This window comes from Nitrosospira sp. NRS527 (assembly GCF_018406445.1).
GTDB lineage: Bacteria > Pseudomonadota > Gammaproteobacteria > Burkholderiales > Nitrosomonadaceae > Nitrosospira > Nitrosospira briensis.
Map to the genome: position 1 here is coordinate 1,567,243 of NZ_AP024515.1, position 20,117 is coordinate 1,587,359.

The 20,117-nt window shown below is 51.2% G+C and carries 21 protein-coding genes and 1 tRNA gene; 13 read left to right on the forward strand and 9 right to left on the reverse strand.

The window, feature by feature from the left end:
* Positions 1-3: 3 nt before the first annotated feature.
* The 4 genes from motA to KJS40_RS07015 form a co-directional block, all read right to left on the reverse strand.
* On the reverse strand, positions 4-864 hold the full coding sequence (gene motA / locus KJS40_RS07000; protein ID WP_213539609.1) for a flagellar motor stator protein MotA: 861 nt from the start codon (positions 862-864) through the stop codon (positions 4-6).
* 382 nt (positions 865-1,246) lie between these two features.
* Positions 1,247-1,795 (reverse strand): flagellar transcriptional regulator FlhC, encoded by a 549-nt coding sequence (gene flhC, locus KJS40_RS07005; protein WP_213539610.1) that lies wholly within the window; start codon positions 1,793-1,795, stop codon positions 1,247-1,249.
* Between the two features lie 85 nt (positions 1,796-1,880).
* Complete coding sequence (gene flhD, locus KJS40_RS07010; RefSeq protein WP_107729427.1) at positions 1,881-2,198, reverse strand: flagellar transcriptional regulator FlhD; 318 nt, start codon at positions 2,196-2,198, stop codon at positions 1,881-1,883.
* Between the two features lie 272 nt (positions 2,199-2,470).
* Positions 2,471-3,676, reverse strand: coding sequence for a hypothetical protein (locus tag KJS40_RS07015; protein ID WP_213539611.1), 1,206 nt, complete (start codon positions 3,674-3,676; stop codon positions 2,471-2,473).
* Positions 3,677-3,864: 188 nt separating this feature from the next.
* On the opposite strand from KJS40_RS07015, the gene KJS40_RS07020 reads away from it, so the two are divergent.
* From KJS40_RS07020 to KJS40_RS07055, 8 genes are all read left to right on the forward strand, one after another.
* On the forward strand, positions 3,865-4,095 hold the full coding sequence (locus tag KJS40_RS07020; protein ID WP_213539612.1) for a hypothetical protein: 231 nt from the start codon (positions 3,865-3,867) through the stop codon (positions 4,093-4,095).
* Between the two features lie 300 nt (positions 4,096-4,395).
* Entirely contained in the window at positions 4,396-4,632 is a 237-nt protein-coding gene (locus KJS40_RS07025; RefSeq protein ID WP_213539613.1) for a hypothetical protein, read from the forward strand.
* 643 nt (positions 4,633-5,275) lie between these two features.
* Positions 5,276-5,364, forward strand: a tRNA-Leu gene (locus KJS40_RS07030).
* Positions 5,365-5,512: 148 nt separating this feature from the next.
* The gene (locus tag KJS40_RS07035) at positions 5,513-5,782 is read left to right on the forward strand and encodes an Arm DNA-binding domain-containing protein (RefSeq protein WP_213539614.1); all 270 of its coding nucleotides are present in this window, start codon (positions 5,513-5,515) and stop codon (positions 5,780-5,782) included.
* Between the two features lie 450 nt (positions 5,783-6,232).
* Positions 6,233-6,859, forward strand: a complete 627-nt coding sequence (locus KJS40_RS07040; protein WP_213539615.1) for a hypothetical protein — start codon at positions 6,233-6,235, stop codon at positions 6,857-6,859.
* A 10-nt stretch (positions 6,860-6,869) separates the two neighbouring features.
* Entirely contained in the window at positions 6,870-7,976 is a 1,107-nt protein-coding gene (locus tag KJS40_RS07045) for an XRE family transcriptional regulator (protein WP_213539616.1), read from the forward strand.
* A gap of 218 nt (positions 7,977-8,194) precedes the next feature.
* Positions 8,195-8,317, forward strand: coding sequence for a hypothetical protein (locus KJS40_RS15465; protein WP_280520253.1), 123 nt, complete (start codon positions 8,195-8,197; stop codon positions 8,315-8,317).
* Positions 8,318-8,638: 321 nt separating this feature from the next.
* The gene (locus KJS40_RS07055) at positions 8,639-10,042 is read left to right on the forward strand and encodes an exonuclease domain-containing protein (protein ID WP_213539617.1); all 1,404 of its coding nucleotides are present in this window, start codon (positions 8,639-8,641) and stop codon (positions 10,040-10,042) included.
* 65 nt (positions 10,043-10,107) lie between these two features.
* Here KJS40_RS07055 and KJS40_RS07060 read toward each other — a convergent pair whose 3' ends face one another.
* From KJS40_RS07060 to KJS40_RS15265, 3 genes are all read right to left on the reverse strand, one after another.
* Positions 10,108-11,031, reverse strand: a complete 924-nt coding sequence (locus KJS40_RS07060; RefSeq protein ID WP_213539618.1) for a DUF6279 family lipoprotein — start codon at positions 11,029-11,031, stop codon at positions 10,108-10,110.
* A gap of 43 nt (positions 11,032-11,074) precedes the next feature.
* Entirely contained in the window at positions 11,075-11,710 is a 636-nt protein-coding gene (locus KJS40_RS07065) for a MarC family protein (RefSeq protein ID WP_025039778.1), read from the reverse strand.
* 422 nt (positions 11,711-12,132) lie between these two features.
* Positions 12,133-12,723, reverse strand: coding sequence for a CHRD domain-containing protein (locus KJS40_RS15265; RefSeq protein ID WP_244859743.1), 591 nt, complete (start codon positions 12,721-12,723; stop codon positions 12,133-12,135).
* A gap of 426 nt (positions 12,724-13,149) precedes the next feature.
* Here KJS40_RS15265 and KJS40_RS07075 point away from each other — a divergent pair, with 426 nt between their 5' ends.
* From KJS40_RS07075 to KJS40_RS07085, 3 genes are read left to right on the forward strand one after another with little or no spacing between them, the layout of a single operon-like run.
* Entirely contained in the window at positions 13,150-15,063 is a 1,914-nt protein-coding gene (locus KJS40_RS07075) for a Tar ligand binding domain-containing protein (protein WP_213539619.1), read from the forward strand.
* A complete protein-coding gene (locus KJS40_RS07080; RefSeq protein WP_025039781.1) occupies positions 15,060-15,473 on the forward strand; it encodes a response regulator in 414 nt (137 codons plus the stop codon). Before KJS40_RS07075 ends, KJS40_RS07080 begins: the two co-directional genes overlap by 4 nt.
* Before the next feature lie 51 nt (positions 15,474-15,524).
* A complete protein-coding gene (locus KJS40_RS07085; RefSeq protein WP_213539620.1) occupies positions 15,525-17,207 on the forward strand; it encodes an ATP-binding protein in 1,683 nt (560 codons plus the stop codon).
* Between the two features lie 270 nt (positions 17,208-17,477).
* Here KJS40_RS07085 and KJS40_RS07090 read toward each other — a convergent pair whose 3' ends face one another.
* Positions 17,478-17,885, reverse strand: a complete 408-nt coding sequence (locus KJS40_RS07090) for a hypothetical protein (protein WP_213539621.1) — start codon at positions 17,883-17,885, stop codon at positions 17,478-17,480.
* A gap of 449 nt (positions 17,886-18,334) precedes the next feature.
* On the reverse strand, positions 18,335-18,547 hold the full coding sequence (locus tag KJS40_RS07095) for a hypothetical protein (RefSeq protein ID WP_213539622.1): 213 nt from the start codon (positions 18,545-18,547) through the stop codon (positions 18,335-18,337).
* Positions 18,548-19,027: 480 nt separating this feature from the next.
* Here KJS40_RS07095 and KJS40_RS07100 point away from each other — a divergent pair, with 480 nt between their 5' ends.
* Both KJS40_RS07100 and KJS40_RS07105 read left to right on the forward strand, forming a co-directional pair.
* The gene (locus tag KJS40_RS07100; protein WP_244859744.1) at positions 19,028-19,633 is read left to right on the forward strand and encodes a UdgX family uracil-DNA binding protein; all 606 of its coding nucleotides are present in this window, start codon (positions 19,028-19,030) and stop codon (positions 19,631-19,633) included.
* Positions 19,634-19,683: 50 nt separating this feature from the next.
* Positions 19,684-20,115, forward strand: coding sequence for a cupin domain-containing protein (locus KJS40_RS07105; RefSeq protein ID WP_244859745.1), 432 nt, complete (start codon positions 19,684-19,686; stop codon positions 20,113-20,115).
* Positions 20,116-20,117: the final 2 nt, after the last annotated feature.

Below are 20,117 nucleotides of genomic sequence, written 5' to 3' on the forward strand. Positions count from 1 at the left end.
CGGTCATCTGACTTTAGCCTGTCTGACACAATCTTCCAGCTCGCTGAAGCTGGGCCGTTCGGTCGAATAGAGTACCTTGCGGCCAAATTCAACCGCCAACGCCGGCGCATAGCCGTTAATACTCGAAAGCAGCGTAACCCGGATACATTGCAACATCTTGGTGGACTCTCCGAGCTTCTGCTCCAGCACTGAGGCAAGCGGCCCCACCAAGCCGTAGCCCAGCAGGATGCCGAGAAAGGTGCCGACTAGCGCCTGGGCAATCAATATGCCTAACTCGGACGGGGGAAGGCCCACCGAGGCCATGGTGTGCACCACGCCCATCACAGCCGCAACAATGCCGAAGGCCGGCATGCTGTCGGCCATTTTGTTGATGCATTGCACCGGTATTTCACCTTCCTGATGATGAGTCTCGATCTCGTTATCCATCAGGTTTTCAAGCTCGAACGCGTTGAGATTGCCGCCCACCATCAGGCGCAGATAGTCTGTCATGAACTCCAGCACCTGCTGATCCGCCAGGATATTCGGATAATTCGCAAAAATGGCGCTTTCGTGCGGTTCATCCACATCGTGTTCTATTGACATCAACCCTTCCTTGCGCGCTCTGGCAAGAAGATCGTAGAGGAGAGCCATGAGATCCATATACATGGCTTTGGTGTACTTGGGACGCTCCATGATTTTCGGCAGCGCCTTGAGCGTGGCTTTCTGCGCCTTGCCTGTATTGCCCAGTACAAAGGCGCCCAATGCGGCGCCACCGATAATCAGCAGTTCGACCGGTTGGAACAGTGCGGCAAGGTGTCCGCCCGCAAGAGCATACCCGCCGAACACTGATCCGAGAACGACGAGAGTTCCGATTATTATTAGCATATCTCCGACACTTCCCCAGTTCGAATTGTTGTGCTGATTGCATAATCAGCGTTGCTGGTATTGGCAGCCATTGCCCAGCCATTGCCGGTTATTGCGTGCAGTATGCAGCCTGATTCACCAGCATTGGAGCAACGGCAATTCCACTGAAATACCCCACCTTTGTAACGGCCGGAACCCGGTAAACTTTAGGAGAGGAAGTAGCGAAAAACGGGGAGAGAAACGAGAGAGAAGTGTCGGGAAAGAAAAGATTCCAACCAGAAGGGGAAAGAACCTCCCGGATCGATGACGCCGGGAGGTTGGCCGGCAGCAGCCTGTCGAACTTAAAGGAAATCGGCTGGCCGGTTCATTTTTTGCTGCGATTCTTCAATCGCCCGGCAGCCTGCTAGGCGAGCACCTCAGTGAACATTTGCGCCCGTGGTTTATTGGTTTTGCCGGCGCGTGACGGCGTGTTGCATAATCCGCACACGTAGCGGTGATGAAGGTCATTGGCATGTACGACGAAGTGTCCGCTGCACTGCATGCACGGCGCGGTTTGCAGAATATTTCCCTCGAAGAAGCGCACCAGTGTCCAGGCACGAGTCAGGCTCAACACCGGTTCCATTTCGCTTATCTCGCAATGCTCCAGGTAGAGTTTGTAGCTTTTGATGATGGCTTTGATACCACGGCAATCGGCATGCGTGATCAGGTAGCGGTAAATATCGGCAAATACGGAAGAGTGAATGTTGGGCTGCCAGGTCAGAAACCAGTCGGCGGAAAAGGGCAGCATCCCTTTAGGAGGGGAAACGCCTTTCAATTCCTTGTAGAGCTTGATAAGACGCTCCCGGCTCAGGCTGGTTTCGCTCTCCAGCAATTGCAGGCGCGCACCCAGGTCGATCATCTCGATTGAGGCCTGAATCTCGCGGGCTTCCGATATGACGCTCTTTTTACGCATGATGACGCTCCAATGTCCAGTATCCGGTAATTCGGGAAATATGTTCGATCGGGGAATTTTCCTGATGCCAGGAATCGAACCGATGTCAGGAAATTTCTTCTACAGGCTGACCTGCCAACAGAATCGCCGCATGGGACTGGGCCATGGTCTTGCCTTTACTGTAATTGGCAAGCATGCCGAAGATCAGGCTGTCATCGAAACGTATACGGCACAGCATCATATTGGAATTGGAGAGCTTGAGTATCTGTCCGGGTGTCAAAACCTCCAGTATTTCAGCGATATCCTTGCTTATCCCCAACCGGAAGATCGCCATATCCTTATCCGCGATGACCATCTGCTGGGCCAGCATCAGGTAGGTCAGGTTGAGCTCCTTGATTTCGGATGTCAGTTCGTAAGCTTTCATTTTTCCTCCATCGTTGTAATGCCTGAATTGTGCAGGGTTGCACGATGCGGAAAAACCCGAATCCATCCGATTTACGTGTAGGAAACTGCTGGGGATCCATGTAGGAAATTTTCCTACATGGATATTTGACAGCCCGGTATTTCCGGGCCGAGCGGAACGGCAATAGTGCTGAAATCCTGACGGTGCTTTTTTTAACGCCGAGTCTGAGTCAACGGGCGTCCTGTGCAAAACTTTAGTCGCAACAGAAATATTTTTTTACTGGCTAGGGTTAATTACCGAAAATTTCTATCCAACGCATTGTAAAAAGATTTGATCTGTTCTTTTATGCTTCTTGCTCCACTTTGATCTTCGTTGGCTAAATTATCCACCAGAGCCTCGATACCAGAGCGTTTTTCCTTGAACTCGGCCACGACCACGGAAATATCTGCCGGCTTGTAAAAATTGTTATCGAAACTGGGCAATTCCGGAGGAGAGTTATCCAACTTCACCCATGCGGCCAAATCATAATCATAAGGAAAAACGATCCACTTATGGTCGGCTTCGACAACTTTAATATTCCAGAGGCTACCGGAGTCATCGGAATCATCACGAGAAATACGCAAATGCCAATCGTAATTTCCGACCAGAGCCTGGAACAACATGATACGGATGATAGCTTTAGGATCAATAGGACCGATCACCGAACCGGCAGCACGCGCATCTCTTGGAGCATCGACAATGCTCGTGAAAATGTATGGCTTGTCCGGATCTTTAAAGCGGGAGTCTGCGGACCGAATTTCCTTCCCATCCGCATACTTCACAAAAGTATTGATATTCTCCAGAAAAAAAGCGGGCATCGGGCGGTTCACGGCAAATCCGCTGGGCTGCGGCTCCACCGGTCCCCTGCCGGTGTTGCGGTCGATATAGCTGAAGGTTGTCGCTGAAGCTTGATAACCTGGGATGGAAAGGAGTTCCTGTGCTTTATATACCAGGGCTTCCCGATGCGGGGACTGCCCTCCCCACACGCGGCGGAATCGCACCGAAGCGCCGGGTTTGCCGCCACAATGCGTGCCAATTCCGATAGACTTCAGACCATCGAACAGCGTCCCTTTCGAGACTCTTTCGTCTGTCGCCCGATCTTTTTCAAAATTTAGGGTCATTTTTGGGAAAGGGCACTGCAATTCAGACTGGCTGGTGTTGCCTCGCAATTGCACGAGTACCGGAAGATCATGCTTGCCGGTCCTGTCTTCCCAAGTCAGGCGTCCGGGCGTTTCAAACTCTTTTATTTCCTCTGGCACCTCTGCGTTGGCGGGTGCGCGGTGCTTCCATAAATCAACAAAGTCCGTTTCCAGATTAAAGACGATTTTTTCCTTGTTTGAAAAAATCGGGGCCTTGCTATGGCCGATAGCTGAATTCGCAGCCGTGTCGGCCAGTGCCGGATAAGAAGACCAAACGGCTAAAGCGACGAACACAACCCAGTTGATGAGATATTTTTTCATGCAACCTCCCCGGAAATATTAGCCAAAAACGGTAAAGAGCCAGCTATTGCAGAACTCGCCGACAACGGCAAGGTCAACTGCCGATTCATAGGTGGCTGATTGCTCAGTCACCGGTTGAGCCGTTGGGATCCGAGCATGCGGTGCAAGCGTAAGACTGATAGAAGAAATATAGACGAGAATTACAAGAGATGCGTCAACAGGAGAAAATGCGGGCGAGAATTACAACAAATCGTTTATTCCCAATTTTGATTCGATGCCTGCTCTTGGCGGTTCCCCGCCCGGTATTCATCTACTGGGCAGTAAATTATTGGCAAATGGCAAATAATTTTGCAGAAAATATAAAAAAAATGAATGGGGAGATAAAGCCATCTGGTATCGCCGGTTGCACCGGCGGCATCTGGTTCGGCAATCTCGAGTAAGTGCCCGCATGAAAAAGTATGCTCCATGGGTCTTGGGTACGATAATTGCTTGATGCTTATTGCAAAGACGGTCTGCTTGCGTGCTGAAAAATTCAAAAAGGAGTGATAAAAGGAGCGATATTAAGGATGGTTTTGAGGCGGCAATGGATGGCCTTTAGCAATTCCCTATTTTTTAGAAGCAGCCGATATGCCTGCCTATTCCTGAGCTCGGTGCGTGGTTTATGCGATGTAACGCACAGATGCAATTGGGAAAAATCAAAATGATGACGTTTTGATCGACCTCAGAAGGAGGGGCAGACCATGGAGAAGAAAAATCAAAATAATGACGTTTTGATCGACCTTCAGAAGAACGGGCAGACCATGGAGAAGAAAGAGGTGCAGACCGTGGAGAAGAAAGAGGTGCAGACCGTGGAGAAGAAAGAGGTGCAGACCATGGAGAAGATTTTATTATTTTGTTACAACTCTATTCTTTTATACTGGACTGGTTGGGTAGCATACGGACTGGCAACCAATCTGGCAACCTATCTGGGACCTTAAAAAACAGTATACGCAGGGCAATAAAAGCCCGAGGAAGTCGGTTTTTGGATTGGCCATCAGAGGTGTGTAATACGCTTTAGCTATAGCAAAGTTTTAATGTAAGGTGTTTCCCGGTTCCTGCGTTAATTTATTGGGCCTTGCTGAGCCCAACGCTAATAACGGTTGCCGCGTGGCCGGCCATCTGACGGGATGGTCAAGTGCCGGGCGCATTATCTCCTTCAGAAACAACCTCCACGGAAAGCAGAGAGCGTCGGCCAGATTAAGAAACATCCCCACGGGCGTGGGCTTCGAAGATAATGACTATTGGACTTTGGGGTACACCTATCAGACTAGGTGTGTAAGGATAATGTTGACTTGCGAGCTAAACTGGTGGAGTAGGAGGCTTGATTTTGCTACGCGGGAGGAACGCGCAAGGTAAGGCTCTAATTCATACTCAAGGCAACCGATAAAATCAACACTTGAAACGGTAGCCGAGAGGATCATTTTCTGGATGTAGTTGAAGCAAACCCAGTCGATACAATGATTTTTGGGTGTGATAAAATCAACCCCGTTTTCAGCTGAAGACTTTCCTTTTGCATTGCTTTATTGCCGGACGCAGGGAAGTCAACCGAACTTTGTCTGAAAATAATGAATAAGATCAATTGCCCGGATGGTGAAATTGGTAGACACAAGGGACTTAAAATCCCTCGGGCTTAATCGCCCATGCCGGTTCGATTCCGGCTCCGGGCACCAATCGCTTGTTCCAAACAGGTCCAGGTAGCACCAAATACTGTTGTAAATCATAAGGTTATAACAAAAACCTAACCCATGATGTTCTACACGGGTCTCAACAAATCCCAACATTGCGTGTACCTAATGTGTACCCTAGACTGGATGTACCTTGATTTTTTTCTTAGGGGTACACACGATGGGATTCCTGACCGACTTAAAGATCCGCACCGCCGTGCCACGTGGCAAAGAATACTTGATTGCCGATGGCGACGGCCTCTACTTGCGTATCCGCGAGACACGCAAAAACTGGCTCTATCGTTACAAGACCGGCACAAAACAGTTCAAGATCGGGTTTGGCGTCTACCCCATCGTCACGCTGGCTATGGCGCGCGACAAAGCCAGGGAAGCGAATACGCTGCCTTTCGCTGAGGCTGTGTGAAAACACGGCTATAGCTTATTTCCATGGGTGCTCTTACCATTCCCGAGCACGAGATAATTGAATGTCGAGCGTTCTGGTGCGTCAATTTTTTCAAGCGTGGTTCATTTCTGCGTTTTGACACAGCCTCGACCCAAGCAGAAGTTTGGTCTCGCTGTTGTGATGATGGTGTTGCAGCGTGTCGACGTCGGTAGATGTGCTCGGCTGCATTTGCAGTCTGGCCACTTGACGGTATCCGCTGGTGCGGGCGGCAGCGCGCAAACCCAAGTTCGAATTACTGGTAAGAATTTCCTCGTCTGTGCGCCTTGAGGTTAGTTGATATTTCCTGTTTTTGAACCTCAACATGAGGTATACTTTCCGGAAATTTGAAAGGAAAGTGCCATGCGGAACTTTAAGCTAACTGCCTCCAACGCTCTCGCTCGCCGAGCAACGATCATCGATGATCCTGCGCACGTGGAAGCACGACTGCGGGAACTGCATCCGGACCTGAAGATATCTCTGTTTCGCGATGCTATCATGGGCGGACTCGGTGGGCGTAATGAAGTCACACGTGCTTCAGCTCCGACCGCGGGTGGTGTGCAGCAATGGTTCAAAACCGTGGAGGACCTGCGTACCTTGTTGGCGACAGTCCAATGGCACATCCATGAGCAACAGAACTGCCCCTTTATCAGTTCGCCTGATCGTGCCATTTCCATTGTGGTGATGACCGGCAACATCGAAACTGGCAAAAATGGCTTTGAGGATCCCACCAATCAAGCCGAGAAAGGTGCGGTCGCTGAAAATTTCGTTCAAAAAAATATCCAGCTTGAACTATTCAATCGCAAATCGTTTAAGCTCGCCAAAGAAAATAAGAAAGAAACCCAGGTTTGGGTATTGCTCTACCACTACGACAAGGCGCTCAAGGAGGTTCGCTTTGAACTGTCCTTGCCGACCGGTTTCGACAATAAGAAAATCACCGAATGGGAAGAGCGTCTTGTCTTGGGCAGTATCCCCAACAATCCTGCTGACTTCACGATTCGAAAGGACGAACCCAACGCCCCTGCTACTGTAGATGTAGAGCCTAAGACAGGCACCTTTTGAGTAAGTAACCATGTCCGAAATCAACCCCAAGCAAATCACATTTGCCAGGGTGCGAAGGCGCTTAACCAAAGCGCAGTTAGCCAAGGAGTTGGGTGTCACCAGCCGTAGCCTGCAAAACTACGAAACTGGAGCATCCGCTCCTGATCTAGAAACTCTGGCAAAAATTGCAAAACTGCTGCATTTTCCTCAGCAGTTTTTTTTTATTGACGAGGACATGCCAGAGATAAAAGAGCATGCGGTAAGTTTTCGCAAACTCTCAAAAATGACAGATGCAATGAAGGCCTGCACCTTTGCGGCTGGTGCCATTGCCTTCAAGGTCAACCAATGGGTCGAGGAACGGTTCAGCCTGCCACAGGCAGACTTGCCCGATCTGAGCGACCTTGAACCTGAAGAGGCTGCGGCCACGCTACGCCGTGTGTGGGGCTTGGGCAATGCTCCCATTCCTAACATGATTCACTTGCTGGAGTCCAAAGGCATACGCGTCTTTTCCTTGACCGAGGAAACCCGAGAGGTGGATGCTTTCTGCACGTGGTACGAAGGAAAGCCCTTTGTCTTCCTTAATACCATCAAATCCGCTGAGCGCAGCCGTTTCGATACGGCGCATGAGCTCGGCCACCTGGTGCGCGACGTATACACCATGCAGCACGGCCAGGCCCACGGTCCTGAAATAGAGCGACAGGCCGACGCATTTGCCGCAGCCTTTCTGATGCCCAAGGAAAGCGTGGCCGCTAACCAGCCGCCCGCCTACACCATCAAGTACCTGATGAAGCTTAAGCACTATTGGGGGGTATCGCTGGCCGCGCTGGCATATCGATTTAATTCGCTAGGGTTAGTCAGCGAGTGGAATTACCGCAGCCTGTGTATAGAGATTGCCAAAAGCGGCTACCGCACTAATGAGCCGGAGCCAATGGAGCGAGAAACTTCGCAACTGCTGACGAAAGTGCTGGACATCCTACATAGCCGAAAGCAAGGGCGCCGTGAAATTGCAGAGAGTCTGAGCCTTAGTGTGGATGAAATTAATGCCCTTACGTTCCAGCTAACTAGATTGTCAGTGGTGTCTGGGAATGCATCTACCGACTCGAAATTCAGAGATCCACCAAAGTTACGGCTGATATAGAAAAAAGCTTCAACGAAATAGAGCTGGGTCTGTCTGAATGAACACTCTGAGAGAAATCTGGCTGCAAGGGCCGCTCTTGGCCGAGGCTGTGTCAAAACGCAGAAATAAACCACGCTTGAAAAAATTGACGCACCAGAACGCTCGACATTCAATTATCTCGTGCTCGGGAATGGTAAAAGCACCCATGGAAATAAGCTATAGCTGTGTTTTCACACAACATGATCACAATTGAAGCGACAAAAAACGAACGCCAGCCAAAATATTCGGCGATCAGCCCAGAGAACGTTCGTGCCAACAGGATGCCGATGACCAAGCCGCTCATGACAGTGCCTATGGCATGACCACGTTGGGCGGGTGGCGCAAGCTCTGCCGCGAAGGGGCCAACCTGCTGAGGACTTGAAAATCAATATTTAGTGAGCTGACTATATCTCAAGCCTCTAATTTACAATCCTGCACCACGGCAAACCAAAATGGTAACATGCAGCAACTATACGAAACGATTGAAACCCTTACGATAAGTCAGAGTCACTGGAAGAAGCTAGGTAGGGAATTAACACATCGGACTGTTGACCCTTAGAACCACCCTTAAAGCAGTAGTCAATGGTGGATAAAATGGATCATTTCTCTTCCTCGGCCGCCCCTGCGCTTGGGTATTATTAGCGGTGCTTCCTTTCCCCTACGTCATTCTTGACCTGGAAACCACGGGCACCACGCCCCTGCATGACCGCATTATCGAAATTGCGCTCATCCGCTTCGAAGAGGGGATGGAAAGCGACCGCTGGGAAACGCTGGTCAATCCAGGCATGCCCATTCCACCTTTCATCACTCGCCTGACCGGCATCAGCAATGGAATGGTGCAGGATGCGCCGTCATTTGAAGAAGTCGCGCACAAACTCTACAGTTTTCTTGAGGGGGCGGTGCTGGCCGCGCATAATGTGCGCTTCGACTACGGTTTCCTCAAGAACGAATACCGGCGCATAGGCGCCCTGCTCCAGCATCGGGTGCTATGCACCGTCCGGCTCTCGCGCAAGCTCTATCCCCAACACAAGGGTCACGGGCTTGATGCCATTGTGCAGCGTCATGGGCTCCATACCGATGTGCGCCACCGGGCGATGGGTGATGTGGAACTGGTGGTGGCCTATTTGGAGGTAGCCCGGCGCGAACTGGGTTCAAGGCAGTTGCTTGACGCGGCCAGTGCGCTGCTGAAAGATCCCAGCCTACCGGCAAGACTGGATGCGGCGGTGGTTGACCGTATTCCCGACAGCCCCGGCGTCTATTTCTTCTACGGCAAAAATGACCTTCCGCTCTATATCGGCAAGAGCGTTACGCTAAGATCCCGGGTGATGTCCCATTTCAGCAATGATCATGCCTCTTCCGGCGATATGCGCATTGCTCAGGAGGTCGAGCGGGTCGAATGGACGGAAACAGCCGGAGAGCTGGGGGCCCTTCTCCTGGAATCAAGATTGATCAAGGAACACCAGCCGATACACAACAAACGGCTGCGACGTTCCTGCACGCTCTTTTCCCTGGCGGTGGCCGATGGGCCGGGCAAGATCCCGCTGGTCAATATCGTAACGGAAGAGGACATCTGCCCAGAAGTGTTCGAACATTTGTATGGACTGTTCCGCTCGAAAACGAAGGCGGTCGATGCGCTACGCGAAATTATCCGGGAAAACAGGCTGTGTCCCCGGCTCGTAGGCCTGGAAAAAGGGCATGGGGCCTGTTTTTCCCATCAGCTCAAACGCTGCAACGGAGTCTGCGCCGGCAGAGAGGCGCCTGAGCTGCATTTTCTGCGGCTGAAACAGGCGCTGATTCCGCTCAGGCTCAAGTCATGGCCTTATCCGGGACAGATCGGCATTCGCGAATACTGCAAATCGTCCGGACGCGCGCAACTGCATGTCTTTAACTACTGGTGCCACCTGGGAACAGTGGACAACGAATGCGATCTGGATGAGATGCTGAATGTCCGCTCCGCCATGAAGTTCGATCTGGATACCTACAAATTGCTGCTAAAGACCCTGGGGAAGCAAGTCAGCGTCATTTTGCTTGGGCCGCAAGCAAATTAATTCATGAGTTAGAGATATTTACATTTTACGGAGGTGAAGATCCGACCCGGCAAAACTTTATGACCTCATGGAAAGGATGGGCCGAGTGGAAAGGATGGGCCGAGCCCGACTGTTTCTGCAGACGATACAAGCACGCGAATCTCGGACTCCCAGTCTTTGAGTTTCTTCATGGCATGTTTTCGCTGTGCTGCGGTCGTCGTGTTATGGAGATTTGCCACAAAGGCGCAGTTATAAACCCACACTTGCTCTGCGTACTTCCTGTAGTCATCACTCGGCGAGCTATAAATACGTTCCACATAAGCCCGGAGCGCCATTTGTGCCTTATCCTGGCTCGACTTATCCGCGTTCAACCGCCGCAGTAGCTGCACAAGATCTTGCTGGCGCCGATGGCGCTCGGTATTCCAGATATTGACTTCATAGGGTGAGAGTGTCACCCACCGCGTAATAAGCTCTTGTTGCGCGTTGTCGAGGTTACCGTAGAAGAATTCAGCTCGCTCAGCTGTGCGCTTGATCGATTTCTTGAGACGCCGCGACGCATCGCCCTGAAGGTGTTCGTCGCGAAACTCCTCATTAATTTCGGCGTATCGCAGCTCTATATTCTGTATCTGCTGTGGCGTCAGCGTTAACATTATTTCAGCCGTCATTGGCAGGGCACGATCGAAAGCGCTGTCCATAAATCCGCGCAAGTCAGTCCACAAACCACATGTACGCTCGGCCGTAATATCTTCCAGTACGAGATTCTGCGAGTTTGCAAGTAAATTGGCGTACCCAGGCAAGTGCGCACGCCGATGCCAGGCAAACCATTTCGCGAGTGCTTCACGGGCTCGCGGTTTCTGCACATCGTTGAAATCGACAAACCGGTCAAGCCACCAGTAAGTCAAATGATTTGCCTGGTTATAACCAAAACGGACTAGGCTGCATCCTGCAAACGTGGATAGCACCAAAATCAGCACGGCGATAACCGGCAGCTTCAAAGAAGATGTAGTCATGACACGCAGCATTCGAGGCTCTTATCCAATAAGAATTTTGACACTACGCTGGAGCAAGCATCGGAAACAGTCCACGTAATCCGGTGGCCATCATTTCTATGGCCATCGCCGCAAGGATGAATCCTCCGACGCGCTGTATTACATCCAAAGTGGATTGACGAATCTTCTTTTCCGCCTGACAAGCCATATAAAAAGTTATCCAGCACACGATACCTACGATAAGGATAGGCACCACCACATGAATCAGATCGGCAGAGGTATGCCATGCACTATTTCCCATGACATAGCTGAATGCCGCCGGACCGGCTAGCAGTGGCACAGCCAGAGGAACGATTGCGGCTTCCTGAACCCCATCTTCATTAGCAATACTGGGCGATCCCTTGAAGGTTGATTCTTTCCCAAGAACCATTGCTATTGCCAGCAATAAGACGATAACTCCTCCGCCAACCTGCATTGCCCCCAGCGATACGCCGAGCAATCCTAAAATAGGCATCCCCAGAAATGTTGCCACCAGCAACGCCACCGTGACGCTCAACCCGATAGTCCTGGCAAAGCGGCCCTTGCTGCGTAAATCAAAACCCTCCGTAGCGGCGAGAAAAACCGGGATCATGGAAACAGGCCCCATCAGCACGAACAGCGTGATGGTTTTCTTGATGGTTAGAGCCAAAATTGAAAGCATTATCTAGTGGGGATGGGTGAAATATGTGCGTTCATACAAACGCGGAATGGGTGGTTTATTCTTCTCGAAGCGGGCGCTCAATGTTTGATATTAGCGTACGAGTTGGGATTCTCTGTTTGCTTCTGTTCTCCGTTTTATCGCATTGTACGCTTCCGCTGCCCCAAGGATTTTACGGACTCGGCAATATTGGATAGTGGCCCAAGGCACACCACACCGGGTCGTGTAAGATTTCTCTCGGACGACGAACGCCACCGCTTATTAAAAGCCTGCAGGAATCCAGTAATCTCTAATTGGTCGAGCCGGCGCAATGCCACCCGACAAGGACCAATATCGTAGACGAGCATGAAGTCAGGCTTGATGATGCAAAAAAACAAGGGGCACGAAGGCCCCCTGTCAGTATGTTGCTGAAGTACGAGTTCGGGTCAAACACGACGGCGGCGTGCGACCGCGCTTATTATGGCAAGACCGGCAAGTAGCATCGCATAGGTCTCGGGTTCGGGTACGGGTGCAAGGAAACCGCGTATCTCGCCCATTGGAAACATGGTGCTATGGATATTTGAATAGGCGCCGCCAGTATTCAGCCCTGTCAGCAGTGCGCTGAATGCACCATCAACGTTATTTCCATTGGCCGCGACGAAAGCAGGGTTATAATTCGATGCATCCTTCATATCAAAGGTATGGTCATAGACGCCCTCCCTCACACCCGACGGAAAATCCGGAAATGTGGGGATTGCGGTTGCCACGCCTGCGGTGCCGCTGTTTGGTACAGTGGTGCAGCAATGGATATGTGAAACTGTGGTATCTGCCATGAGCCCGCTAAAGCTTTCATGAATGTGCATTGTGCGAAGATCGGTGTCTATGCTGACCATTGCCATACCGGTACCGGGAGAAGCATTAGGCGGAGCCTCGCTGGGGCCATCAAGCTTGGCTTGGTAAAATACCTGATCAGCGGCAGCGGGAACGGCTACTGCCGCCGCCAGAAGACCTCCTGCAAATAAGGCTTTGAGTTTCATGATTGTTACCTCCTTCAAAAACGATTGAATTGCGAGGTGTTACGGATACCGCAATAGAAAGGGCGAATGTGTACGAACAATGACTGTGTATCGAGGTGCGAAGAGCTAATGGAATTGTACATATCGGCGATCGTCGCTCAATAGGCCGTGTGGTAGGGGTGACGGTTGATGGACAGCTACAGCTTGAGTCGGTGCAAGCCGATTAATGGGCTATTTAAACGATGTTTGAGATTTGGAGGCTATTCGCTTCTTCATCAAAATAATAATTTTTTGGATCTGCTCAGCCCGCCGATACCGCTGAACGACGAGGCATTGTCAAATTAAATTAAAAGATATTTTTCACTTTCGGCTCATACAGGTAATATCAAAGTCTTTGGTACAAGACGAAAGATAAGATGTTTTCCATTTTGAGTAATCCGGGTCAATATGTTTAAGAACCTGACCATCAAATCGCGCTTGATCTTCATTCTTTCCTTCCTGCTGATCTTTGTATTAGGAATTCAAGTAGTTGGCTTGTTTGGTATGAGCAGCGCGATAGGCGGCCTGAAAACCGTCTATCATGACAGGGCCATCCCTCTGAGCCAGGTGACGCATATCGAGTCGCTTCTGCTGCACAATCGGCTCGCCATCACGTCGGCTCTGGTCATGCCGACGCCCGAGATTATCGAGACCAAAACGGCAATGGTCGAGAAAAATATTGGGACGATTACCAGAACCTGGGAGGCTTACATTGCGACAAACTTGACCCCGATGGAAAGTAAGCTGGCCAATAAATTCGCTTTAGACCACAAGAAATATGTCTCCGAAGGCATCTTGCCGGCAGTAGCCGCTTTACGTGCAAATAAAATCGGCGAAGCGAACCGGATTCTGGTCGAAAAAATCCGCCCTCTCTATCCGTCTGTGGGCGAAACCATTGACGCACTTGTCTTGCTGCAAATTGATGAGACCAAAATAAAATATACGCAGGAACAAAAACGCTACCAAACCATTCGCAATATCCTCGTTGCGTCGATAGTTCTGGCCCTGGTGCTGGCTGCATTGTTCAGCCTCGTTTTCATCCGCGCCATTTTCCGTCCACTGGAAGACGTAGTGAGCATTGCGCGGAGTGTGGCCGCAGGCAATTTAAGGCAGGAAATCCAGGTCCGATCGAAAGATGAAATCGGCCAGCTCATGCAAGCGCTGAAGGAAATGCGGGACAGCCTGGTAGATACCATCGGTCAGGTTCGCGACAGCGAAGCCCATACCCGCGCCTTACTGAACAACCTGATCGTCGGCGTTACATCGGTTGATGAACAGGGCGTGATCAGAACCTTCAATCCCGCTGCCGAGAGGATTTTTGGTTACCCGGAGAGCGAGATTATCGGGCAAAATATCGAGTTGCTATTCCCACAGCAGGATCAGGGTCAGGGTCGGCACATCGATTATCTTGAAAATTACTTGAAAACAGGTTCCAAAGCGCTTGGTGTGACTACTGAAGTGGCAGGGCTGCGCAGGAATGGCGCAACGTTCCCATTGGACATTGCCGTAGTCGAAATGCAGGGGGGGGAGCGCCGCATGTTCGTGGTCATTTTGCGCGACATCAGCGAGCGCAAGCTCGTGGAGGAGCAAAAAGCCAGTTTAATGGCCGACCTGGAAAGCGCCAATGAAGAACTGAAAAGCTTCGCCTACGTAGTCTCTCACGATCTAAAGGCGCCGCTGCGGGCCATAGGTGCATTGGCGGATTGGCTTTCCACCGATTATGTGGACAAATTCGATGACGAAGGCAGAGAGCATATGCGCCTTCTTGTCAGTAGAGTACACCGCATGGGAAACTTGATCGATGGCATTTTGCAATATTCTCGCGTAGGCCGGGTAAGAGAGACACCGGTCGCGGTGGATGTCGGTGAGGTAGTGGAGGATGTGATTGAGCTTCTTGCCCCCCCGCCGAATATCAATATTACTGTAGAAAATCACTTGCCCACCGTAGTCATAGAGCCGACCCGTATACAGCAAATACTTCAGAACTTAATTTCAAACGCCATTAAATACATGGATAAGCCCCGGGGCGAGATTCGCATCACCTGTATCGCTGAAGGCGAGCAGTGGAAGTTCAGCGTCGTCGACAACGGCCCCGGTATCGAATCACGCCATTTCGAAAGGATTTTTCAACTATTCCAGACGCTCGCACCTCGGGACCGTATAGAAAGCACCGGCGTCGGCTTGGCCCTGGTGAAAAAAATTGTGGAAATGTATGGCGGTAGCGTCTGGGTAGAGTCCACAATGGGTAAGGGCAGCACATTTTTCTTCACCTTACCCCAAACTTCATCAATTGATAACTCAACTAAAGGAACAGCAGCGTGAAAGTAACTAACAAACCCATTCTCCTGGTGGAAGACGATCAAGTGGATACCATGACGGTTATACGCGCGCTCAAGGAAATCCACGTAACGAATCGGCTCGTACATGTGGAGAACGGGGAGGAAGCGGTAAGCTATCTTCGAGATCCGGAAAGCGAAAAACCATGCATCATCTTGCTTGACCTGAACATGCCTATCATGAACGGGATTGAGTTTCTGCACGTGGTGAAAAGTGATGACTATTTAAGGCGTATTCCGGTAGTAGTATTGACTACATCGGAGGAACAACAGGATAAAGTGAACAGCTTCAACATGGGGGTGGCAGGCTATATGGCCAAGCCGGTCGATTATCGGCAATTCGTCGAAGTCATGCGTTCGATCGATGCCTACTGGACCATAAGCGAGATGCCATGATAAGGACTTCGGTGAAAGACTTCCAGATTTTCACCATCAGCTGATTATTCTATGATCAAACCGCTGATTCGCGTACTCCTCGTCGAAGACGACGCCGTGGATCGCATGGCCTGTCGCCGTGCCCTTGCGCGAAACCCGGACTACGATTTCGTGCTTTCCGAAGCCGAATCAGGTCGCGAAGGGCTCCAGCTTGCCCATGAGCAAAAGCCGGATTGCGTTTTGCTCGACTACCACTTGCCGGACCTGAATGGTTTGGAATTTCTGGCTGCCCTGACCGACGAGGCGGGCGACGTTGCCATCCCCGTCATGATGCTTACCGGCACGGACAATGCCGCTATCGCGGTCGAGGCCATGAAACGTGGCGCCAGGGATTATCTCATCAAGGATATGGAGCACCAGTACCTGGAATTGCTGCCTGCCATCATCCAACGCGTACTGAGCGAGCGGCGGATGAGGATGGAAAAGAAGCTGGCTGAAGACAAGCTGGCCCAGGCCGAAGCCAAATATCGCTCGCTGGTGGAGACAATTCCGGCAATCGTATATATCGCTACGCTGGATGGCACTAATCGCTTTCTTTACGTCAGTTCCCGGATTAAAACACTGGGATTTCCTTCGGACGAATGGTTGAACGATCCGGACATACTTCTTGCCCGAACTTACGCGGAAGATCGGCGGCATATGCTCGACGAACGCGCAAGAAGTCGCGCTACCGGCGCACCCTTGCGCTGCGAATACCGCCTGCTTTCCCGTGATGGATCAGTTTTATGGTTTCGCGATGAAGCGAGCGTGGTTCGGGATGAGTCGGGACGTTCGTTATTCCTCCAGGGTATTCTGGTTGATATTACAGAGAGCAAACTGGCGGAAGCTGAACTACGGCAACATCGTTATCGTCTCGAAGAATTGGTGGCGAAGCGGACAGATGAATTGGCAAGGCTTAACGAAGAATTACGCCGTGATATTGCCCAACGAAAGCTGATTGAAACGGAACTGACCAAAGCCAAGACTGATGCGGAAAAAGCCAATCTCGCCAAATCGGACTTCCTCTCCAGCATGAGTCATGAGTTGCGATCTCCGCTCAATGTCATGCTCGGCTTTGCGCAATTGATGGAATCCAGTTCGCCACCGCCAACGTTCACCCAGATGACCATGCTCAAGGAGATCAATGCCGCGGGATGGTACTTGCTGGAACTGATCAACAAAATCCTCGATCTGGCTACGATTGAATCGGGCAAGCTCGTGGTTTCTCAAGAACCTATGTGTATGGGGGATGTCATGGTCGAATGCCGGACCATGGTGGAACCGCAAGCGCAGGAGCGCAATATCCAGCTGATATTTCCGCCGGCGGATATGCATTTCTTTGTGAGAGCGGATCGAACGCGGGTGAAGCAGGTACTGATTAACCTTCTGTCCAATGCAATCAAATATAATCGCGAGGGTGGAACGGTTGAAGTAAAGTGTAATGCGACTGCGCCGCACCGTATCCGTATCAGTGTCACGGATACCGGCGCCGGATTGCCACCCGAAAAGCTGACGCAGCTTTTCCAGCAATTCAATCGACTTGGCCAGGAGGACGGTTCGGTTGAAGGTACAGGCATCGGCCTCGTCGTGACCAAGCAATTGATCGAGCTGATGGGAGGCGAAATCGGCGTGGAAAGTACGGTCGGTGAAGGCAGCGTGTTCTGGTTTGAACTGACTGCGGACGATGTGCCCAAAAATTTGCAAGGAACGTTGTGAAAACAAGGAACTCCGGGCTGAATAACGGTTGTGTCTGTTAGTTCAGCATGGTTATCTATAACGACACTGCGCCGGGCTCGTAATATTTTATCTTCAGTCCCGTCGTCCCATCTCTGATTCGTCCGTTCTCATTTCTCATATGTTAGTCCTGACACTACATCTTGCCTCGGCAATGTAGCAGCAGCGATCGGTACACCTAATAACCCTCCCTCCGCATACGGGAACGGTGCAATCCATTCCTCACCACACCCTATGACAACTTACCGCACCTTACCGCGTTACTTTCCATATTTGATTGCCTTGATCATGCCACTGCCAGTATTGTAATCTAGTACCTGGCGCCCATTTTGTGCCTTCCCACGTTAAGCAATGAGACTGATCACGCACGGTAGGAATACCTAAATTACCACCTAGAGGAGCAACCCTCCAAAGGTAACTGTCGTCCCAAATGAACTGGCGCAACTTCGGGTATTTCTCACCAGATGGTGCACTAAGCGCAAATGTGGTGTTATTAATATCAATTAGTAGCGCGACAGCATCTTTTTCAGGGTAGTAAATAAGCCGCCATTGCTGATGTGGGTTTAAGATATTTGGTACTTGGGCATAGCAGTACATATCTGGGCCAGCCTCAATCGCAAAACTCTCGCTGGTGATTATTACCTTGGGTGCTGGAGACATAAGTTATTCACTCCTCTGTTGTTTAAACGACAGCATTAAGCGCTTGAATGGATGAGTTGGATAGCTGTAAGAATATACAGCTTGCAAATCCGAATGAAAGTGGCTCCTTTTTAGATAGCGACCGCGTATTGCCTCAAGGTAGACCTGTAGTAGCCCCCAATGCATCCGTGTCCGGTTGAATTAGGGGCTACTACACGATTTGACCTTCCGCTGCCTTGACAAAAATGACAAAGACTTATATCGCCCAACTTATGAATCTGCTCCACACATGATCATCCAAGGATGGGCGGAGATAGAGCGAGGTAGCCTGTACGAAGCTGACTCTAAAACCGCTTGGCCGAAGCGCCCTCGGCAAGTGCTTGCGGTCTCGTTCGCCTAGGCCGGCAGTTGGTCCTCGGCATGCCTGCGCTTATTTTGATTTCTTTCCCTTAACCGGCGGCGTTGCGGGCTTAGCCTCGCCCTCGGCGGCGTGAAGCGCCGCCAGGGCACGCATAAGGTCGGCGGCTTGAGGTCTGCAATACCTCCACCTGGCCGCGCAGTCTGGCACCTTCCTCACGGGCGGTGGCGGCCTCCTTGCGGATGGTGTCGCGCTCGGTTTCCGCCTGGATCATGCGCTCGGCCGCGCGGTGAGCTTCCTGGATGGAGGCACGCCTGACGCGCAACGGTTACGACGTCAAGCAGTTGACAGACATACTCACCGCCAAACCAAAGGAAATTCGGGCTTTCCTGAACGGGCAGCTGCCGCCTGAGCGAACCCAGGAACTCCACGATCAATTGCTCGCTGCCGGCGTACCACTATAATATGGAATATTGGCAACTTTTCCCATTCTCAGCTAATGTGGTTCCTGGCGGATGTTATCGGGCTGTTCTCAATTAATGTGGTCTCATTCTCACTTAATGCGGGCCAGAGTGCTTCGATATTCTCACCGAATGTGGTCCCGAAAAATTGATGTAATCAGTTCCTGCGATTTATGTTATCGGGCCGCTACAGGTACTGTTCAATCCGATCTGCCATTTTTTATTGCCCCTCTCCAAAGCTATAAGCTTTTTAGATTTATTTGACCTATAAAGAAAGTTATTTCCTGGCAAATAAATTTATAAGCCACTGGCCCTGCTACATGAAGGCTACTTCAGGAAGCTCGTTGCATCCCGCGGAGCGAGCGGGTGACACAATCGAAGCCCTGCGTAAAGCGGCAATGGACTGTCGCGCTTGCCCACTGTGGGAGCATGCAACCCAAACCGTTTTTGGCGAAGGTCCTTCGCATGCATCGATCATGTTCGTCGGCGAGCAGCCTGGCGACCGGGAAGATCTGGCAGGCCGCCCGTTCGTCGGTCCAGCCGGCCAGCTTCTGGCACGGGCGTTGGCAACGGTCGAGATACCGCATGAAGATGTTTATATTACCAACGCTGTCAAGCACTTCAAATTCGAGGTTCGCGGGAAGCGTCGTATGCACAAAAAACCTGCCGACGCAGAAATTGCCGCGTGTTACCACTGGCTTAAGCGCGAAATTGAGCTGGTCGCCCCTCGCCTTCTTATCGCACTGGGTGCGACGGCTTTACGCTCACTGCTGGGCCGCGCAACACCGATTACGATTAATCGGGGAAAACTACATGAATATGCACCAGGTATATCGCTGCTGATTACGGTTCATCCCTCGTTCTTGTTGCGCGTGCCCGAGCGAGACAGGGATGAGGAATATGACCGCTTTGTCGACGATCTCAAGCTGGCAAGGCCTTTTCTGCGCTGATATTCCAACAGGATCAGGCGCAGTGGGTTTGATCCAGCATACTGATGAGTATGCTGGGCGCGATCTCTTTCTCTAAAGTGCGCGAAACCGTGTCACTTTCCGGCTGTCCAATTTTTTCTTTGACGCAGGAAGCGCAGATGAAAATGAAGAACCTGACATTCGAAAGGGGGTTTCGCGTGGTCCTTGGCAACGAGGGTTCTCAGGCAGCGGAGATGGTTCTGCCGCCCGGTGATGCGGAAGGCGGCCCGGAAAATCGTCATCGTGACGCTGATCAATGGCTGTACGTACTGTCGGGAACCGGTATTGCGACAGTAAACGGCAAGCGCCATGAACTGGGCCAAGGCGTGCTCATGCTCATTGAGCGCGGCGATGAGCATGAAATCCGCAATACCGGTGATGACCTGCTCCGGACGCTCAATTTCTACGTGCCGCCGGCTTATACTATCAGCGGTGAAGAACTGCCGCGCGGGCAGGACGCCTAGTA